The organism is Microbacterium sp. APC 3901 (genome assembly GCF_030407765.1).
Classification (GTDB): domain Bacteria; phylum Actinomycetota; class Actinomycetes; order Actinomycetales; family Microbacteriaceae; genus Microbacterium.
The window spans coordinates 15,699-32,475 of sequence record NZ_JASDCU010000024.1; the positions used below are offsets into that span (position 1 = coordinate 15,699).

General features: G+C 69.4%; 19 protein-coding genes. 6 read left to right on the top strand and 13 right to left on the bottom strand.

Annotated elements, in window-relative coordinates; genetic code table 11:
• Positions 1-44: 44 nt before the first annotated feature.
• From QMA07_RS16565 to QMA07_RS16590, 6 genes are all read right to left on the bottom strand, one after another.
• Complete coding sequence (locus tag QMA07_RS16565; protein ID WP_290163884.1) at positions 45-1,142, bottom strand: ABC transporter permease; 1,098 nt, start codon at positions 1,140-1,142, stop codon at positions 45-47.
• Positions 1,139-2,035 (bottom strand): ATP-binding cassette domain-containing protein, encoded by an 897-nt coding sequence (locus QMA07_RS16570; RefSeq protein WP_290163886.1) that lies wholly within the window; start codon positions 2,033-2,035, stop codon positions 1,139-1,141. Before QMA07_RS16570 ends, QMA07_RS16565 begins: the two co-directional genes overlap by 4 nt.
• A gap of 140 nt (positions 2,036-2,175) precedes the next feature.
• Positions 2,176-3,372 carry a hypothetical protein gene (locus QMA07_RS16575; RefSeq protein WP_290163887.1) on the bottom strand — a complete coding sequence of 399 codons (1,197 nt, stop codon included), beginning with the start codon at positions 3,370-3,372 and terminating at the stop codon, positions 2,176-2,178.
• 66 nt (positions 3,373-3,438) lie between these two features.
• Positions 3,439-4,611 (bottom strand): benzoate/H(+) symporter BenE family transporter, encoded by a 1,173-nt coding sequence (locus QMA07_RS16580; protein WP_290163889.1) that lies wholly within the window; start codon positions 4,609-4,611, stop codon positions 3,439-3,441.
• A 25-nt stretch (positions 4,612-4,636) separates the two neighbouring features.
• Positions 4,637-5,347 carry a response regulator transcription factor gene (locus QMA07_RS16585; protein ID WP_290163891.1) on the bottom strand — a complete coding sequence of 237 codons (711 nt, stop codon included), beginning with the start codon at positions 5,345-5,347 and terminating at the stop codon, positions 4,637-4,639.
• Positions 5,344-6,660: a sensor histidine kinase gene (locus tag QMA07_RS16590; protein ID WP_290163893.1), complete on the bottom strand. Its 1,317-nt coding sequence runs from the start codon at positions 6,658-6,660 to the stop codon at positions 5,344-5,346. The genes QMA07_RS16585 and QMA07_RS16590 overlap by 4 nt, the downstream gene beginning before the upstream one ends.
• A gap of 135 nt (positions 6,661-6,795) precedes the next feature.
• Between QMA07_RS16590 and QMA07_RS16595 the strand changes: the two genes are divergently transcribed.
• Positions 6,796-7,239: a VOC family protein gene (locus tag QMA07_RS16595; RefSeq protein WP_290163913.1), complete on the top strand. Its 444-nt coding sequence runs from the start codon at positions 6,796-6,798 to the stop codon at positions 7,237-7,239.
• 144 nt (positions 7,240-7,383) lie between these two features.
• Complete coding sequence (locus QMA07_RS16600) at positions 7,384-7,878, top strand: dihydrofolate reductase family protein (RefSeq protein WP_356763474.1); 495 nt, start codon at positions 7,384-7,386, stop codon at positions 7,876-7,878.
• A gap of 18 nt (positions 7,879-7,896) precedes the next feature.
• On the opposite strand, the gene QMA07_RS16605 is transcribed toward QMA07_RS16600, so the two are convergent.
• Both QMA07_RS16605 and QMA07_RS16610 read right to left on the bottom strand, forming a co-directional pair.
• Entirely contained in the window at positions 7,897-8,712 is an 816-nt protein-coding gene (locus tag QMA07_RS16605; RefSeq protein ID WP_290163895.1) for an HAD family hydrolase, read from the bottom strand.
• Positions 8,713-8,741: 29 nt separating this feature from the next.
• The gene (locus QMA07_RS16610) at positions 8,742-9,590 is read right to left on the bottom strand and encodes an exodeoxyribonuclease III (RefSeq protein ID WP_290163897.1); all 849 of its coding nucleotides are present in this window, start codon (positions 9,588-9,590) and stop codon (positions 8,742-8,744) included.
• Between the two features lie 37 nt (positions 9,591-9,627).
• Here QMA07_RS16610 and pyrE point away from each other — a divergent pair, with 37 nt between their 5' ends.
• A complete protein-coding gene (gene pyrE / locus QMA07_RS16615) occupies positions 9,628-10,188 on the top strand; it encodes an orotate phosphoribosyltransferase (RefSeq protein ID WP_042541265.1) in 561 nt (186 codons plus the stop codon).
• The gene (locus tag QMA07_RS16620) at positions 10,185-11,087 is read left to right on the top strand and encodes an ROK family protein (RefSeq protein WP_290163900.1); all 903 of its coding nucleotides are present in this window, start codon (positions 10,185-10,187) and stop codon (positions 11,085-11,087) included. Before pyrE ends, QMA07_RS16620 begins: the two co-directional genes overlap by 4 nt.
• Before the next feature lie 33 nt (positions 11,088-11,120).
• On the opposite strand, the gene QMA07_RS16625 is transcribed toward QMA07_RS16620, so the two are convergent.
• The gene (locus tag QMA07_RS16625) at positions 11,121-11,471 is read right to left on the bottom strand and encodes a hypothetical protein (RefSeq protein WP_290163902.1); all 351 of its coding nucleotides are present in this window, start codon (positions 11,469-11,471) and stop codon (positions 11,121-11,123) included.
• 200 nt (positions 11,472-11,671) lie between these two features.
• Between QMA07_RS16625 and QMA07_RS16630 the strand changes: the two genes are divergently transcribed.
• Positions 11,672-12,829, top strand: a complete 1,158-nt coding sequence (locus tag QMA07_RS16630; protein ID WP_290163904.1) for an anhydro-N-acetylmuramic acid kinase — start codon at positions 11,672-11,674, stop codon at positions 12,827-12,829.
• Positions 12,830-12,848: 19 nt separating this feature from the next.
• On the opposite strand, the gene QMA07_RS16635 is transcribed toward QMA07_RS16630, so the two are convergent.
• From QMA07_RS16635 to QMA07_RS16650, 4 genes are read right to left on the bottom strand one after another with little or no spacing between them, the layout of a single operon-like run.
• Positions 12,849-13,016, bottom strand: coding sequence for a hypothetical protein (locus QMA07_RS16635; RefSeq protein ID WP_181164251.1), 168 nt, complete (start codon positions 13,014-13,016; stop codon positions 12,849-12,851).
• Complete coding sequence (locus QMA07_RS16640) at positions 13,013-13,582, bottom strand: YdeI/OmpD-associated family protein (RefSeq protein WP_290163907.1); 570 nt, start codon at positions 13,580-13,582, stop codon at positions 13,013-13,015. The genes QMA07_RS16635 and QMA07_RS16640 overlap by 4 nt, the downstream gene beginning before the upstream one ends.
• 1 nt (position 13,583) lies before the next feature.
• Positions 13,584-14,393: an HAD-IIA family hydrolase gene (locus QMA07_RS16645; RefSeq protein ID WP_042541273.1), complete on the bottom strand. Its 810-nt coding sequence runs from the start codon at positions 14,391-14,393 to the stop codon at positions 13,584-13,586.
• Positions 14,394-14,448: 55 nt separating this feature from the next.
• Entirely contained in the window at positions 14,449-15,096 is a 648-nt protein-coding gene (locus tag QMA07_RS16650) for a TetR family transcriptional regulator (protein ID WP_290163909.1), read from the bottom strand.
• Between the two features lie 64 nt (positions 15,097-15,160).
• Between QMA07_RS16650 and QMA07_RS16655 the strand changes: the two genes are divergently transcribed.
• A complete protein-coding gene (locus QMA07_RS16655; protein ID WP_290163910.1) occupies positions 15,161-16,774 on the top strand; it encodes an amidohydrolase in 1,614 nt (537 codons plus the stop codon).
• Positions 16,775-16,777: the final 3 nt, after the last annotated feature.

Genomic DNA, 16,777 nt, shown 5'->3' on the forward strand with positions numbered 1-16,777 from the left:
GGAGCCTCGTCGTCGGAGTGGGCGTCAGGGACGCGGGGCTGTGATCAGCCGCGCAGCGCCTCGCCCAGCTTGACCCGGCTGCCCATGCGGAGCAGCGAGTTCTCGTAGATCTTCGCGCCGATCATGATCGCCGCGACGCAGCTGGCGAGCAGGATCACGAGGCTGAGCAGGGGCTCCCACCACTGCGCTTCGCCCACGAACAGTCGCATCGGCATGCCGACCGGAGCCGAGAACGGCACGTACGACATGATCGTCAGCACCAGCGGGTTGTCGTTGAAGAAGATCACCAGGATGTACGGCGCCATGATCAGCATCGTGATCGGGGTCGTGGTCGAGCCGATGTCCTCCTGGCGCGAGACCATCGATGCGGCGGCGGCGAACAGTGCAGCGAGCAGGATGAACCCGAACAGGAAGAACACGGCGAACCAGATGATGGGGGCGCCGAGAGTAGACAGCACCTCGCGTTGACCGGTCGCTATGAGTCCTATCGTCGCGACCGCCGCCAGCGCCAGGATCTGCCCCATCGCGAGGATCGTGTTGCCGATCACCTTGCCGGCGAGCAGGGTGCGCGCCGAGATGGTCGACAGCAGGATCTCGACGACGCGGGTCTGCTTCTCTTCGACCACACTCTGCGCGATCGTGCCGCCGAAGGTCGCCGCGGCGCCCATGAAGACGGCGCCGAACGCGATCGCGATGAAGTACCGCAGCAGCGGGTTCGTCGTCGCCGGTTCGAGGATCTCGACGTCCGGCGCCTGTGAGAGCGCAGACACGAGACCGGTCGGCGCGTCCTTGAGAGCGACGATCGTGACACCGGTCGGGCCCTCGCCGGGGACGACCGCGGCATCGACCTTCTCCGAGCGCACGAGCTCTTCGGCTGCGGCCTCATCCGCCACCTCGGTGATCTCGATATCGGGAAGGGCAGACACTGCGGATGCCGTCTCCGAGGTGACGGCCACGGGCATCGCATCGGTGTCCTTGCTCGCGAAGCCGCCGATCACGATGGCGGCGAGGGCGAGGATCAGCAGGATGCCGGTGGAGATCAGAAAGGCCTTGCTGCGCAGCTTCGATCCGATCTCGCGCTCGGCGACGAGCCAGATCAGCGATGCCTGCGACGGCGAGCCGGTGGTGTGCGAGGTGCTCACTGGATGACCTCCTTGAAGATCTGGGCGAGGGACGGATGCTTGGGCGCGAAGCTGGCGACATCACCGCGTTCGACGGCGGTGCGCAGGACGCGCTGGGCGGTGTCGGCGTCGTCCGCGTCGAACAGGGCGTAGCCGCCCTCGAAGTCGACCACCGTGACGCCGGGCTCGGCGCGCAGCCATCCGGCATCCCCTGCGGAGATCAGCTCGTATCGATTGCCGGCGTGCTGTGCCCGCAGCCCGTCACGGGAGCCGGACGCACGGATCGTGCCACCGGCGAGGATCACGAGGTCGTCGCAGAGCCGCTCGACCACATCGAGCTGGTGCGATGAGAACAGGATCGACGCGCCCTTGGCGGCGCTCGCCTGCAGCACGGACGCGACCACATCGACCGCGAGCGGGTCGAGACCCGAGAACGGCTCGTCGAGGATCAGCACCTCGGGGTCGTGCACGAGGGCTGCCGCGATCTGCGCACGCTGCTGGTTGCCCAGCGACAGCGACTCGATCGTGTCGTTCAGGCGCTCCTCGAGTCCGAGCTCGGTGAGCAGGGCGGTCGCGCGTGTCGCGGCATCCGTCTTGCTCATCCCGTGCAGCCGGGCGAGGTACACGATCTGCTCGAGCACCTTCATCTTCGGATACAGGCCACGCTCCTCGGGCATGTAGCCGAAGAGGCGGCGGTCTGCGCTGGTCAGGGCGACGCCGTCGAGTTCGACGCGTCCGCCGTCGGACCCGAGCAGCCCGAGGACGATGCGCATGGTCGTGGTCTTGCCGGCGCCGTTGCCGCCGACGAACCCGGTGAGGCGCCCGGGGGACACCTCGAACGAGACGTCGTCGAGCACGCGCCGCGAGCCGTAGCTCTTGGTGATGCCGATGAGTACGAGCTTTCCTGTGGTCATGCCCTCACGCTATGGCGAGGTGCTCGGCCTCGGCATCCCCCCTGTGGCGGATCTGTGCGGGGGATCTGCGAGTGCGCCGCATGGGCAGTCGTCAGCCGTGCGGGGGAGAGCGGGGAAGCGCGCGGGGGAGAGCGACGCGCTCAGCGCAGGAACAGCACCGAGAAGATGCCGAGCGCGAAAGGCGCCATCGTCACGACGAACGTGACCCCCAGGATGATCCCGACGATCAGCCAGGGGCTGCGTCGCTTGAGGCGCTGCCCGGGCGGGGCGACGCCGATGGGCGGAGGGGTCAGCATCCCCGTCGGAGCGGCGAACGGCAGGGCGGGTGCTCCGGCAGGGGCCGGAGACGGGGATCCGTACGCCGGGAGGGGCGGATGCTGGGCGGCGAGACGCAGCCGATCGTCGCGCCAGCGCGCCCACTGGTCGAGCTTGGTGAGCAGCGCCCCGACCGCGCCGAAGAGCCATGCCCAGGTCGCGGGGTCGAGCGTCGACACGTTGCGACGTGCGTAGAGGAAGAGCCAGTCGTCGACGATCTCGACGTCGAGCTGCGCCGCGTGGTCGATGAACCGTGCCATGACGTCGGGGGTGAACAGATACAGAGCGTCGACCTCGTACCCGGCCGGGCAGTACAGCGAGAAGTATCGGTCGAAGTCGCCCTCGAGCGAGAGCCGCTGGTCGCTTCTGAACGCGGCCGCGAGGGTGCTGCCGAGGGTGTTGTTGCCGAGCGCGTCGAGCACGATGTTCGGCAGCGGTACGTCGAGCTTGACGGCGACGTATCCCCAGCGATGGGTCGTCGACTGCTTGCCGTTGCTGGTCGTGTACTGGTAGTTGCCGAACTCGACGAAGCGCGGTTCGGCGCCGCGCAGCACATCGGTCGACATCCGGCTCGACCCCGATGAGAAGATCATGCCGGGCAGCGGCGGGTCGTCGATCCTCTCGATGTAGCTCATCGCGTTCGCCCCGGCGAAGCGAGCGAGGCGGAACCGGGTGAGATTGCGCAGGCGGATGCTGCGGCGCACGAGCATCACGATGCCGACGACGAGGCCCGCGAGCAGCACCAGTCCGATGAGCGCGGCGACCGCCACCCCCGTCTCGCGTCCGATCGCATAGCCCAGACCCAGGATCATGATCCCGATCACCGGCACGACGCACAGCAGGGCGAACCCCGCGACCACCCAGGCGATGATCCGGCCGGCCGGGGTGGGGTTGGCCGCGCGCTGCGATCGTGCGAAGGCGTCGACCTCGGCGGGGTTCACCGGGTCGAGCAGTGCGCGTGCGTCGAAGAATCCGGCTGGCGCGCCGGCCGACGGCGCAGGAGCAGGCGTGGGAACTGTCACGCGTCCACGGTAGCCGAGGGCGCTGCGTGCGGTGTCGGCGCCGTCGATGTCGACGCGCGACCGGTGTCAGCGACGACCGGCATGCAGCACCGTGCGCACGACGAGGCCCGCGACGAGAGCCCAGAAGGCGGCGCTGACTCCCAGCACCGCGACGCCGGATGCCGCGACCAGGAAGGTCACGACCGCCGGGATGCGCTCGCCGGGGTCGTCGATCGCCTGCTGCACGGAAGACCCGAAGGCGGCGAACAGCGCGAGCCCTGCCACCGCGGGGATCACCGCCTCGGGAGCCAGGAGCACGAGCGTGGCGAAGGCCGCCGAGAAGCCGCCCAGCACCAGGTACGAGACCCCGGTCGAGACGCCGGCGACCCAGCGCCGCTTCGGATCGGGGTCGGCGTCGGGTGAGGCGGCGAGGGCGGCGCTGATCGCTGCGAGGTTGATGGCATGGCCGCCGGCCGTCGCGCCGAGCGCCGTTCCGACACCCGTCACGAGCATCGCAGGGCGCCAGGGCACCTCGTAGCCGAAGCTACGCATGATGGCGATGCCCGGCACGTTCTGCGAAGCCATCGTGACGATGAACAGGGGCAGCGCCAGACCGACGAGAGTTCCGACCGTGAAGGTCGGGGCGGTGAGCTCGATCCGGGGCGCGAGAAGCCCGGCGTCGACTGCCGAGCGCTCCTGCACCAGCGAGACGGCCACCACCACCGCTGCGGCGACGAAGGCGAGCGGCACGGCCCACCGCGGCGCGAGGCGTGCGAAGACCAGCCACGTCAGCACGACGGGAACCACGCCCCACGGGTTCGCCACGAGTCCGGTGATCGGCGCGAGGCACAGGGGCAGAAGCACCCCGGCGAGCATCGCCTGCGCGATCGACGGGGGGATGCGGGCGATCAGCGCGCCGAGCGCCGGCCAGAGTGCGGTGAACAGAATCAGCGCGGCCGCGACCAGGAAAGCGCCGACGGCGGCCGACCATCCGCCGTCGACCACTCCGGTCGCGGCGAGCAGCGCGGCGCCCGGCGTCGACCAGGCGACGGTGATCGGCATCCGATACCGCCAGGCGAGCACGATGCAGGCGAGGCCCATCGTGAGGCTGACGGCGAGCAGCCCGCTGGCCGCCTGCGCGGGCGTGGCACCCACGGCGCCGAGGCCCGTGAGCACGACGGCGAACGAACTCGTGAATCCGACCAGTGCGGTGACCACCCCGGCCAGGATCGGACGGGAGAGCGGTGCGGCGGTGGTCATGGATCCGAGGGTATCGGGGCCGGCGTTACGTGAGTCCCATGCGGTGCGCCAGTACGACGGCCTGTACGCGGTCTCGCGCGCCGAGCTTCTGCAGGATCCGCGAGACGTGGGTCTTCACGGTGGCCTCTCCGATGAACAGGGCGCCGGCGATCTCGGCGTTGCTGCGGGCGTCGGCCAGCAGCACCAGCACCTCGGCCTCGCGCTCGGTGAGCGGGTCGGCGAGCACGGTCGCGTCGACCCGCGACGGCGTCGGGGTGGAGGTCGGCGTGGATGCCGTGGTGGACGCTGTGGTGGACGCTGTGGTGAACCGCGCCAGCACCCGGCGCGTGACCTCGGGCGCCAGCATCCCGTCGCCCGCCGCGAGAGCGCGAACCGCCGCGATGAGATCCTCCGCGCCGGCGTTCTTGAGCAGAAAGCCGCTCGCTCCGGCGTCCAACGCCTGATAGAGGTAGTCGTCGCGATCGAAGGTCGTCACGATCGCGATGGCCGCACCGACCTGCGGGTCTGCGACGATCCGTCGGGTGGCTTCGACCCCGTCCATGTCGGGCATCTGCACGTCCATCGTGATGACGTCCGGGCGAAGAGCCGATGCCTGCGCCACCGCCTCGGTGCCCGTGGCGGCCTCGCCGACCACCGTGATGTCGGGCTGCGTGTCGAGGATCGTCCGGAATCCGGCGCGCAGCATCGCGTGATCGTCGACGAGCAGGACTCGGATCGGCGCAGTGGTCTGGCTCACGAGGGGGTGCCCGTCTCGATCAGCGGCTCGGCTGGCCCTGCTGACCCTGCCGGCTCGGTCTGCGCGCCGCCGGTGCCGGTCAGCGGAACGCGAGCCCGCACGCGCAGACCTCCCGAGGGACGCGGAGCGATGTCGAGCGTGCCCCCGGATGCCGCTGCACGCTCGCGCATGCCGAGTTGGCCCAACCCGGGGCGAAGTGCAGCCACGGCGCGGCCGGTGTTGACGATCTCGATCTCGACACCGGCGTCGTCGTAGCGCACGCGCACATCGGCGGTGGCGCCGACGCCGGCGTGGCGACGGGCGTTCGTGAGCGACTCCTGGGCGATGCGGTACAGGTTCACGGCCACGACCGAGGGCACGGGCACCGGTTCACCGACAACGACATAGTGCGTGGGCAGCCCCGCCTCCGTCGACGCCTCGACGAGCGAGCGGATGTCGTCGAGCGTCACCGTCGATGCGGCATCCGTGGTCTCGCCGCCGGGCGTGCGGAGGGTCTCGAGCAGCTGGCGCAGTTCGTGGATCGCGTCGCGGGCCGAGGCCTCGATCCCGGTGAGGATGCTCTTGGACTTCGCGGGATCCTGATCGATCACGAGACGAGCGGCGCCCGCCTGCACGCCCATCACCGACACATGGTGGGCGACCACGTCATGCAGCTCGCGGGCGATGCGCACGCGGTCGAGAGCCACGGCCAGTGCCGCCGTCACCTCGCGCTCCTGCTCGAGCTCCACCGTGCGCTGCTCGAGCACCGCACGCTCCTGTGCGGCGTGCCACGAGCGCTCGCCGAAGTAGTAGGCGCCGCCGAAGTACAGCACGTTCAGCAGCAGCTGGATGAGCATGAAGGCGAGGTAGGGCGAGAGGAGCCCGGCTGCCACCTCAGCCTTGTCGGCCTCTTCGATCGCCTGCCGGTACATCGTGATGATCAGCCACACGAACATGCCGACGATGATCGAGACGCGCACGATCATCGCTGCTCTGCGGTTGTTCATCCACGCGCCGACCGTGTACAGCGAGACGAACATGGCGATGTTGCCGACGTAGATCTCGGGCACCTGGAACGAGATCGCGAGGAAGTACGCCACGGAGATGGCGATGGCTACCTGGGCGGGCCAGCGTCGACGCACGGCGAGGGGTGCCGTGACCGCCACCGCGTAGACCAATGCGGTCCACGGCTCCGCCCTGGTGTCGCCGTAGATCTCGGCCACCGTCGAGAGCGCCGCGCTCAGGACAGCCCCGACGAACATCACCGCAGCGAGCACGAGATCACCCCGCTTCTCGCGGACGCTGGGGATGCGGGTGAACGGCACTGCAGGCATCCCCCCACCGTAGAGCCGGCACGGATGCGGCGGCATCCCCCGTGCGGGGGATCGTGCCGTCCCGGATGTGTGGGAAGTCTTGACGGGCCGAGGATCTTTCGCGGGCATGCTTGCGACGGCATCGACAGAGGAGTCATCGTGACCAAGATCTTCGTGAATCTGCCCACGCGCGATCTCGAGCGGTCGAAGGCGTTCTATACGGCCCTCGGCTGCGAGATCAATCCGATGTTCACCGATGAGAACGCCGCCTGCGTCGTGTGGAGCGACGACGTCTTCTTCATGGTGCTCACCCGCGAGTACTTCTCGACGTTCACCGACAAGGCAATCGTGGACCCGAAGGAGGGGGCTCAGGTTCTCGTCGCGATCAGCCGCGACTCGCGCGACGAGGTGGATGCCGTGCTCGCCGCAGGGCTCGCCGCGGGTGGCACCGAGCCGAAGGAACCGCAGGACTACGGCTTCATGTACTCCCGCGACCTCGAGGATCCAGACGGCAACGTGCTCGAGTTCCTGTACATGGATCCGGCGGCGGCCGAGCAGGGTCCCGACGCGTACCTCGCGGAGCCCGGCGACCCTGCCTGAGGGGGAGCACTCCATGACCGGACGCCTTCTGATCGACCTCTTCATGACCCTCGACGGCGTCGCGCAGGGCCCGGGCGGCACCGACGAGGATCCGTCCGGGGGTTCGAATTCAGCGGCTGGCAGGCGGGGTATCCGTCGTCGGGCATGGGGGAGACCGTCTCGCAGGGGATGCAGGGGCTCGACGCGCTGCTGCTCGGCCGCCGCACGTATGACATCTTCGCGTCGTACTGGCCGCATCACACCGACGGCCCGTCGGGGGAGATCGGCAGGCTCTTCGACCGGGTGCCGAAGTATGTCGCGTCGCGGAACGCCGACATCGCACTCGCGTGGCAGAACAGTCATCGCGTCGGAGACGATCTCGCCGCCGAGATCGCCGAACTGAGAGCACAGCATGACCAGGTGCATGTGATCGGCAGCATCGACTTCGTGCACTCGCTGCTCGCCGGGGGGCTGTTCGACGAGCTCAACCTGTGGGTGTATCCGATCCTGCTCGGCACGGGCAAGAAGGTCTTCGACGACGGGGCGATGCCGTCGGTGCTGCGGCTGCTCGAGCCGCCGGTCGTCGACGACAGTGGCGTGATGCTGCTGCGCTACGGACGAACGGATCGGGTGCCGGAGGTCGGGACGTTCGAGGGGTGAAGCGGCGGCAGGAGACCGTCAGTCGATCCCGAGCATCCGCTCGATCACCCTCGCCACCCCGTCGTCGTCGTTCGATGCGGCGGTCTCGTCTGCGGCGTCCTGCACGACATCGTCTGCACCGGCCATCGCGACGCCGTGGCCGGCCCAGCGCAGCATCTCGACGTCATTGAGGGCGTCGCCGAAGGCGATGACGTCGCGGCGTTCGATCCCGAGGTGCTCGCAGAGACGAGCCAGTCCCGTGGCCTTTGTGACGCCCTCGGCCATGACCTCGAGGAACGGGGCGCCCGAGAGCGTCGCCTCGAAGCCGGTCAGCCCGAGCCCGCACAGCGCGTCGAACAGCGCTGTCGGGGTGAGCTCCGGATGCCGGATCACGAGCTTGAGGCTCGGCGCGGCGAGCACGTGATCGAGCTCGACGCCGCCCATCGTGCGCGGATCGCGCTTGTGGTCGGCGAGGTCGGCGATCTCGGCGTAGCCGTGCTGGGCGACGAACGTCTCTCCGCCCTCGCGCACGCTCGCGAACAGCAGCCCGGGGATGCTGGCGCGCAGCGCCTCGGCCAGGGTGCGGATCGTCTCTGCCGGAAGCTCTTCGGCGAACAGCATCCGTCCGTCGACGAGGTGCGTCGCATAGGCGCCGTTGCTGCACAGCGCCCAGCCGTCGAACCCCGCGTCACCCGCGAGCGCGCGCAAGCCGATCGGCTGACGGGCCGTCACCGGAACGATGTGGATGCCGCGTGCCCGCGCCGCGTCGAGCGCCGCGCGGGTGCGCCGGGTGACCGACGACGAGGAGTCGAGCAGGGTCCCGTCGAGATCGGTCGCGATCAGGCGGAGCGTCACGTCGTCGGGTCCCTGAGGTCGTCGAAGGGTCAGGAGAAGATCATCGGCAGGTCGTCGTCGTCTTCGGCGGCGCCGCCCAGATCGAACTCGGCGACCACGGGAACATGATCGCTGGGCTGCTCGCCCTTGCGCTCTTCGCGGTGGATGGATGCGCCGGTGACCGCCTCTGCCAGCGTCTTCGAGCCGAGGATGAAATCGATGCGGATGCCCTCGTTGCGGGGGAACTTCAGACGCTGGTAGTCCCAGTACGTGTAGCCCTCAGGAAGCAGCGGGCGCACGACGTCGGTGACTCCCGCCTCGCCGAACGCGAAGAAGGCCTCGCGCTCCTGCGGCGAGACGTGCGTCGAGACACCCTCGACGATGTCGGGGTCGCCGTTGTCGGCGTCGAACGGGATGATGTTGAAGTCGCCGACCAGGGCGAGCGGCAGATCGGGGTTCGCCGCCAGCTCTGCCGCGGTCGACTGCTTGAGAGCCTCGAGCCAGTGCAGCTTGTAGGCGTAGTGCGGGTCGTCGAGCGATCGTCCGTTCGGCACGTAGAGGCTCCACACGCGCACGCCGTCGACGAGCACGCCCAGTGCGCGCGCCTCGAGCGGAGCATCCGGCCCCTCGTGCCCCTTGGCGAACCCCGGCATGCCGTCGAAAGCCGTGCGCACGTCGGTGATCGGCAGCCTGCTCGCGATCGCGACGCCGTTCCACTGATTCAGGCCGTGCACCTCGACGTGGTAGCCGGCTTCTTCGAACGGCCCGTAGGGGAACTGCTCGGGTTTGCACTTGATCTCCTGCATCGCCAGCACGTCGATGTCCTCACGGACGGCGAACTCGACGGTGCGGGTGACACGGGTGCGGATGGAGTTGACGTTCCAGGTGGCCAAGCGCATGCGTCAAGCCTAGGGCCCACCTCCTACACTGGATGCCGTGACCGCACTCGACGCTGACCGCCAGACCCTCCTCGACCTGATCAAGGACGAGGCCGTGTTCCACGGAGACTTCACCCTCTCGAGCGGCAAGAAGGCGACGTACTACGTCGACATGCGCAAGCTCACCCTCGACCACCGCGCGGCCCCCGCGATCGGCCGCATCATGCTCGACCTGATCGGCGACCTCGACGTCGTCGCGGTCGGTGGCCTGACCCTCGGTGCCGACCCGATCGCCAACTCGGTGCTGCACGCGTCGGTCGCGGCCGACAAGCCGCTCGACGCGTTCGTCGTGCGCAAGGAGCCGAAGGATCACGGACGCGGTCGCCAGATCGAGGGTGCCGACGTCAAGGGCAAGCGCGTCGTGGTGCTCGAAGACACCTCGACCACCGGCCAGTCCGCGCTCAAGGCCGTCGAGGCGCTGCGCAAGGAGGGCGCCGAGATCGTCGCCGTCGCCGTGATCGTCGACCGCAAGACCGGCGCTCAGGCCGCGATCGAAGCCGAGGGTCTCGAATGGCGCGCCGCGTTCGACCTCGACGACCTCGGACTCGACCCCCAGTGACCCGCTACGCACTCGCCGTCGACGTCGGCGGCACCAAGATGGAGGCCGCGCTCGTCGACGAGCACGGTGTGCTGGTCGACGGCAGTCGATCACGTCAGGGGACCGGACGCCAGGCGACGCTCGAGTCGCTGCACGACGCGGTGCTCGTGATCGTCACGCACGCGCTGGCAGCCCTGCCCGCGGACGCCGAGCTGGTCGGCGCGGGGGCAGGCAGCGCAGGGCCGATCGATCGCGGCACCGGATCCATCGTGCCGGTGAACATGCCGCTCGCCCGCGGCTTCGGACTCGCGGAGTCGGTGCGCGCCGCCGCGTCTGCGGTGCTCGGGCGCGAGGTCCCGACGACTCTCGGCCACGACGGCGGCGCTCTCGCTCTCGCGGAGTCGTGGCTCGGCGCCACGCAGGGTGCCGGCGCATCGCTCTCGATCGTCGTCTCGACGGGTGTCGGGGGAGGGTTCGTCGTCAACGGCGCGTACATCCCGGGCGCCACCGGCAATGCCGGCCACCTGGGCCAGGTGCGCCGAGAAGGCGGACTCACGCTCGAGGAGATCGCCTCGGGACCCGCGAGCGCTGCCTGGGCGCAGCAACAGGGCTGGACCGGAGCCACCGGTGAAGACCTGGCGCGGGATGCTGCTGCCGGCGACGCCATCGCCCGCGCGGCCATCGAGCGATCGGCGAAGGCTGTGGGCGAAGCGCTGGCGGATGCCGCGACCCTCGTCGACCTCGACATGGTCGCGATCGGCGGCGGGTTCTCGCGAGTCTCGGCCGACTACATCGACCTCGTGCAGCAGGCCCTCACCGCGAGCGCCGCGCACGAGTACTCGCGTCGTACGCGCGTCGTGCGCTCGGGTCTCGGCGACGAGGGGCCACTCATCGGCGCCGCGGCACTCGTTCTGCGCTGACGTCCGCTTTCGTTCGCAGCAGGGCGGGGCAGGTCAGCGCGACGCGACGATGAGGTGACGCTGTGGCCCTTCGAGTCGGGCCATCGCGATCTTGAGATCGGTCGTGTCGACCGCGATCGCGTCGATCCTCGCGCCGAGCGACTTCTCGACTCCGTCGATGCGTGCGGTGAGTTTCTGTTCCACTCCGTCGATTCGGGCGCCGAGCGATTTCTCGACGTCGGCGAGGTCGGTTCGCACGCTATCGATGCGGGCGCCGAGTCTCTCTTCGACGCCGTCGGATCTGCGGATGCACCAGGCGAAGCCCGCGAACATGGCGCCGCCCAGACCCAGCAGCAGGCCGACTGCGCTGAGGACGATCGCGATGGTCTCTGCGGACACGAACATGCTCCCATTCTGGGGGTGGTGGGCGGGGTCTCGCAGAATGCTACGCACCCGTCGAGCGGAGACTGCGGAATTTCGGGTCATTCATCGAACGGTGTGAAGAATGCGGTCCGGGAGGCGATCGTGCAGAAGAGCACCAGCTTTCCGTTCGCCTCCCTAACAAATCCGCTCTACGCTCGTAGCAGGCGACGGAAGGAACACGCATGCGCGTACTCGGACTGCTCTCAGGCACCTCACACGACGGCATCGACGTCACGGTCGTGGACTTCGAGGAGAGCGATGGCGCGCTGCACGGCACCGTGCTGCACGAGGACAGCATCCCCTATGCACCCGAGCTCCGAGCCCGTCTCGTCGCTGCACTGCCGCCTGCGCCCACGACGCTCGCCGAGGTCTGCGAGCTCGACACTCTGATCGGTCAGGCCTTCGCCGAGGTCGCAGCCGCAGCATCCGACGCGGTCGGGGGAGTGGATGCCGTGTGCACGCACGGGCAGACCGTCTTCCACTGGGTCGCCGACGGCCACGCTCTCGGCACGCTGCAGATCGGGCAGCCCGCCTGGATCGCCGAGCGGGTGGGCGCGCCGGTCGTGTCGGACGTGCGCATCCGCGACATCACAGCCGGCGGCCACGGGGCTCCGCTGGTCTCGTTCCTCGACGAACTGCTGCTGCGCGGCCGCTCGGGCGTCTCGGCGGCCGTGAACCTCGGCGGCATCGCCAACATGACCGTGGTCGGCTCTGACGGCCTGTCGGCCTACGACATCGGTCCGGCGAACGCGCTGGTCGACGCCGTCGTGGTCGCCGGAGGGCTGAACGAGCGCGGGTACGACGCGGATGCGGCCATCGCGCGCACCGGAGAGGTGGACGACGCGCTGCTGACCGCGCTCCTCTCCGATCCGTACTACGCGCTCCCCGCTCCGAAGAGCACGGGCAAGGAGCACTTCCACCTCGACTACGTGCGGGCGCACGTCGACGGGGTGCGGCCCGGTATCGCGCCGGCAGACCTGATCCGCACTCTCACCGAGCTCACCGTTCGCACGGTGGCGCAGGACGTGCGTGCCGCCGGCATCCGATTCCTGGCCGTCTCGGGCGGCGGATGTCACAACCCGCTGATCATGCAGGGGCTGCGCGATGCGCTCTCCGACGTCGAGGTCGTGCTCGCCGACGAGCTCGGTGCCCCCGTCGACAGCAAGGAGGCGATCCTGTTCGCCCTGATCGGGTGGTGCACCATGCACGGGGTCGCTGCGGTGACGCCGGGTGGCACCGGAGCACGCGAGCCCCGTATCCTCGGCACGATCACGCCGGGCGCAGGGCCGCTGCGGATGCCGGAACCGGTCGCACGTGTGCGCAGCCTGACGCTGCGCTGATCCACAGGTCGAGGGCGGCTCAGCGCTTGCGGTCGTCGTCGTCCCAGGGGCCTTCCCACCAACCGGCGCGGCCGTCTCCCTCGCTGCCGCCGCGGCGACGGGATCGGACGAACTGCACGATGAACACGGTGAGCGAGCTGAGCAGGATCACGAAGATCACCAGGAACAGCAGGTCGGACTGGTTCATGGGCGCTTCCCTTCGGCGGCATCCGCCACGATCTTCGCGATCCGCGCGGATCGCGTCTCTGCGCGCTTGGCCATCGCGATGTGCGTCAGGCCGAACTTCTTGACCGACTTCGGGAAGGCGTCCCAGTGGGCTCGTGCGGCGGGCACGGCATCCAGCGCCTCGGTCAGCTCCGGCGGTTCGATCCCCGCCTCCGGGCCGTCGAGCAGCGTCCACGACCCGTCGGCCTTGGCGGCCTCGAGCACGCGGATGCCGGCGGGTGCGAGCATCCCGTCTGCCTCGAGGTCGAGCAGTCGGGCCTTGTTGGTCGCCGCCCATCCGCTGCCGCGACGTCGCGGAGAGAACCACTGGCCCACCGTCTCGTCGTCGAACGTGCGCACGGGGCCGTCGATCCATCCGAAGCAGAGGGCCTGACGCACGGCGTCGTCGTATCCGACCCTGCCGTCGTTCTGGCCGCGCACGCTCAACAGCCAGACGCCCGAGGTGCGCTCATGATGCTCCTCGAGCCAGGCGCGCCAGGCGGCCGCATCCGCTGCGACGACCCGTTCTCCTTCGTCGAGCGCGCCCACGTCAGTCCTCGTCGAGCGTCGGGATCGACTCAGTGACCGTCGGCAGCAGATCGGCGACCGAGTCGACGATCTCGTCGGGGCGGAACGGGTACTTCTCGACCTCGGCCTCGTCGCTGATGCCCGTCATGACGAGCACGGTGTGCAGCCCTGCTTCGATGCCGGCGATGATGTCGGTGTCCATGCGGTCGCCGATCATGCCGGTCTTCTTCGAGTGCGCGCCGATCTTGTTGAGGGCCGAGCGGAACATCATCGGGTTCGGCTTGCCGACGACATACGGCTCCTTGCCGGTGGCCTTGGTGATCAAGGCGGCGATCGCGCCGGTGGCGGGCATGACGCCGTCGGCCGAGGGTCCGGTGGCGTCGGGGTTCGTGACGATGAAGCGCGCGCCCTTGATGATGAGTCGGATCGCCTTGGTGATCGCCTCGAACGAGTAGTTGCGGGTCTCGCCGACGACGACGAAGTCAGGGTTCGTCTCGGTCATGATGAAGCCGGCCTCGTGCAGGGCCGTGAGGATGCCCGCCTCGCCGATCACGAACGCCGAGCCTCCGGGCAGCTGCTGCGCGAGGAAGTCGGCCGTCGCCAGCGCCGAGGTCCAGATCCGCTCCTCGGGCACGATGAGACCGCTGGCACGAAGGCGGGCCGACAGGTCGCGAGCCGTGAAGATCGAGTTGTTCGTCAGCACGAGATAGGGGATCTCGTTCTGCTCCCACCCTGCGAGCAGCTCGGATGCCCCGGGGATGGCGTCGTTCTCATGAACGAGCACGCCGTCCATGTCGGTCAGCCAGCATTCGATGTTGTCGCGGTGTGCCATGTGCACAGCCTATGCGGCGGCGGTTACGGGCAGGTGTCAGGTTCTGACGAGGTTCTCAGGTGCGCGCCCACGCGGCCAGGCCCGCGATCAGCGCGCGCAGACCGATGCGGAATGTCTCGGTCGCAGGCTCGGCGGCGGCGGACGCGCGCAGGCGCTCCGCCTCCGCGTATCGAGGGAACTCCTCGGCGAACGCTCCGGGTGACATGTTGTCTCGAGGCGCGAGCGCGTCGAGGGCCGAGCCGATGATGAACGATTCCAGGGCGACGATCGTGTCGAGGATCTTCGCCTCGGGCCACCCCGCCGAGAGCAGGCGCACGGTGACGGCCTCATACTGCACGAACGATTCCCTGTCGGCGTCGATCGGCCGCGTGGCCAGCAGTGTGATGGCGCCGGGGGCGGTCAGCAGTGCCTCGCGGTAGCTGGACGCCCAGCCCACCAGAGCCTCTTCCGTGTCTTCCCTGTCCAGAGGGGCGAGGTCGGTGAGGGTGCCGATGCGCCCTCGCATGGCCCGCACGACCGCGTCGCGGTTCGCGTAGTGGTGATAGAGGGCCGAGGGGCGCACACCGAGGGACTGCGCCAACGCCGTCATCGTGAACTGGGCGGGTCCGCGTGACGCCGCGACGCGAAAAGCGGCTCTGAGGATCCTCTCCTCGGTGAGCACGGTGGCGCTCGGGCGACCGGCGCCTCTCTGCTGCTTTGTCATGGTTCCGTTCTCTGCTACTTTATTGAAACTTATTCAATTAAGAGCTCTCGTCCCGGAGAACCCCTTGACCATTGTCACTGCAGACGTGATCATCACGGGTGCGCGGATCATCACCATGGATCCGCGTCGCCCGCTCGCTTCCGCGCTCGCCATCCGAGGTGGTCGGGTGCTCGCCGTCGGCGACGACTCCACGGTGGCGGAGTGGCGCGGGCCGTCGACCGAGGTGCGCGAGCGTCGCGGTGTGACGATCACCCCCGGACTGATCGACGCGCACCTGCACCCGATCCAAGGGCTCGAGCTCACCGTCGGTGCCGACCTGGGCGGCATCACCGAGGCGAGCGCGCTGCTCGGGGCGCTGCGCGCCGAGGCCGACCGCGCGCTCCGCGAAGACGCCGATCCGTGGGTGCGCGGATGGAACCTCGACTACGACGTCTTCCACGAGCTCCCGTGCACGGCGGCGGCGATCCAGCGAGCCGTGCGCGGTCTTCCCGCGCTCTTGGTGATGTACGACGGGCATACGGCGCTCGCGAGTCGCGCCGGGCTCGAACGCGGCGGCATCACCCAGGCGCGCGCCTTCGCCGACAACTCGGTCATCGTCGTGGACGCCGGCGGCGTTCCGACCGGTGAGCTCCGCGAGATGTCGGCGTACGAGCCGGTGCGCCTCGCCGCCCCGGCGCTCACGCGCGAGCAGACCCTCGACGCGACCCACACGCTGCTGCGCGGCCTCGGCAGCTCGGGGCTCACCGGCGGATGCATCATGGACGGCTCGCGCAGCACGCTCGAGCTGCTGCGTGACCTCGAGGACACGGGTCGGCTCCCGATCCGCATCGTGTCGGCAGTAGACCACGAGCCCTCGTTCGATCGTGAGCGGATGGCCCAGAACGTCGCCCTCCGCGGCATCCGGGGCGAGCGGTGGCGGGGCGGCCTCGTGAAGCTCTACGCCGACGGCGTCGTCGAGACCGGCACGGCCTGGCTCAAGGAGCCGGACGTCGAGGGCGAGGGGCTCGAGCCGTTCTGGAAGGACCACGACGCCTACATCCGCACCGTCGGCGAGTACGCGGCTGCGGGGTTCCAGATCGCGACGCACGCCATCGGCGACCGCGCCGTCGCCGCTGCCGTGGACGCCTATCTGCTCGCGGGGGTGCGGTCTGCGAACGGCGCCCCGCATCGGATCGAGCACCTCGAGACGACGGATGACGTGGATCTCGCCCGGATCGCTGCGGCCGGCATCACGGCCTCGATGCAGCCGCTGCATCTGCAGTGGCGCAAGGCGGGCGCCGTCGACGACTGGGCGCGTCGTCTGGGTCCGGAGCGCACCGCCCATGCCTGGCGTGTTCGTGACTTCTGGGATGCCGGAGCGCCTGTCGCGCTCGGTTCGGACTGGCCGATCGCGCAGAACGACGCGAGGATCGGCCTCGCCTGGGCGATGCTTCGGCGACAGCCCGGAGATCCGGATGCGCCTGTCTTCGAGCCGGAGCAGCGCCTCACCTCCTACCAGGCGCTGCACGGCTACACGGTCGGATCAGCGACGGCCCAGGGCGATGCCGACCTCGGGCGGCTCGCGACCGGATTCCGCGCGGACTACGCCGTGTGGGATGCCGATCCGCTCCGCGTCACCGCCGACGAGCTCGTGCAGGTTCCCGTCTCCGAGACCGCCGTCGACGGCCGCATCCTCTGACCC

Excerpts from the sequence above, each read along its gene's own strand:
- QMA07_RS16570 (WP_290163886.1), bottom strand. The coding sequence starts at position 2,035 with ATGACCACAGGAAAGCTCGTACTCATCGGCATCACCAAGAGCTACGGC.
- QMA07_RS16580 (WP_290163889.1), bottom strand. The coding sequence starts at position 4,611 with ATGACCACCGCCGCACCGCTCTCCCGTCCGATCCTGGCCGGGGTGGTC.
- QMA07_RS16590 (WP_290163893.1), bottom strand. The coding sequence starts at position 6,660 with ATGCCTGCAGTGCCGTTCACCCGCATCCCCAGCGTCCGCGAGAAGCGG.
- QMA07_RS16600 (WP_356763474.1), top strand. The coding sequence starts at position 7,384 with ATGGGGGAGACCGTCTCGCAGGGGATGCAGGGGCTCGACGCGCTGCTG.
- QMA07_RS16610 (WP_290163897.1), bottom strand. The coding sequence starts at position 9,590 with ATGCGCTTGGCCACCTGGAACGTCAACTCCATCCGCACCCGTGTCACC.
- QMA07_RS16625 (WP_290163902.1), bottom strand. The coding sequence starts at position 11,471 with ATGTTCGTGTCCGCAGAGACCATCGCGATCGTCCTCAGCGCAGTCGGC.
- QMA07_RS16630 (WP_290163904.1), top strand. The coding sequence starts at position 11,672 with ATGCGCGTACTCGGACTGCTCTCAGGCACCTCACACGACGGCATCGAC.
- QMA07_RS16635 (WP_181164251.1), bottom strand. The coding sequence starts at position 13,016 with ATGAACCAGTCCGACCTGCTGTTCCTGGTGATCTTCGTGATCCTGCTC.
- QMA07_RS16645 (WP_042541273.1), bottom strand. The coding sequence starts at position 14,393 with ATGGCACACCGCGACAACATCGAATGCTGGCTGACCGACATGGACGGC.
- QMA07_RS16650 (WP_290163909.1), bottom strand. The coding sequence starts at position 15,096 with ATGACAAAGCAGCAGAGAGGCGCCGGTCGCCCGAGCGCCACCGTGCTC.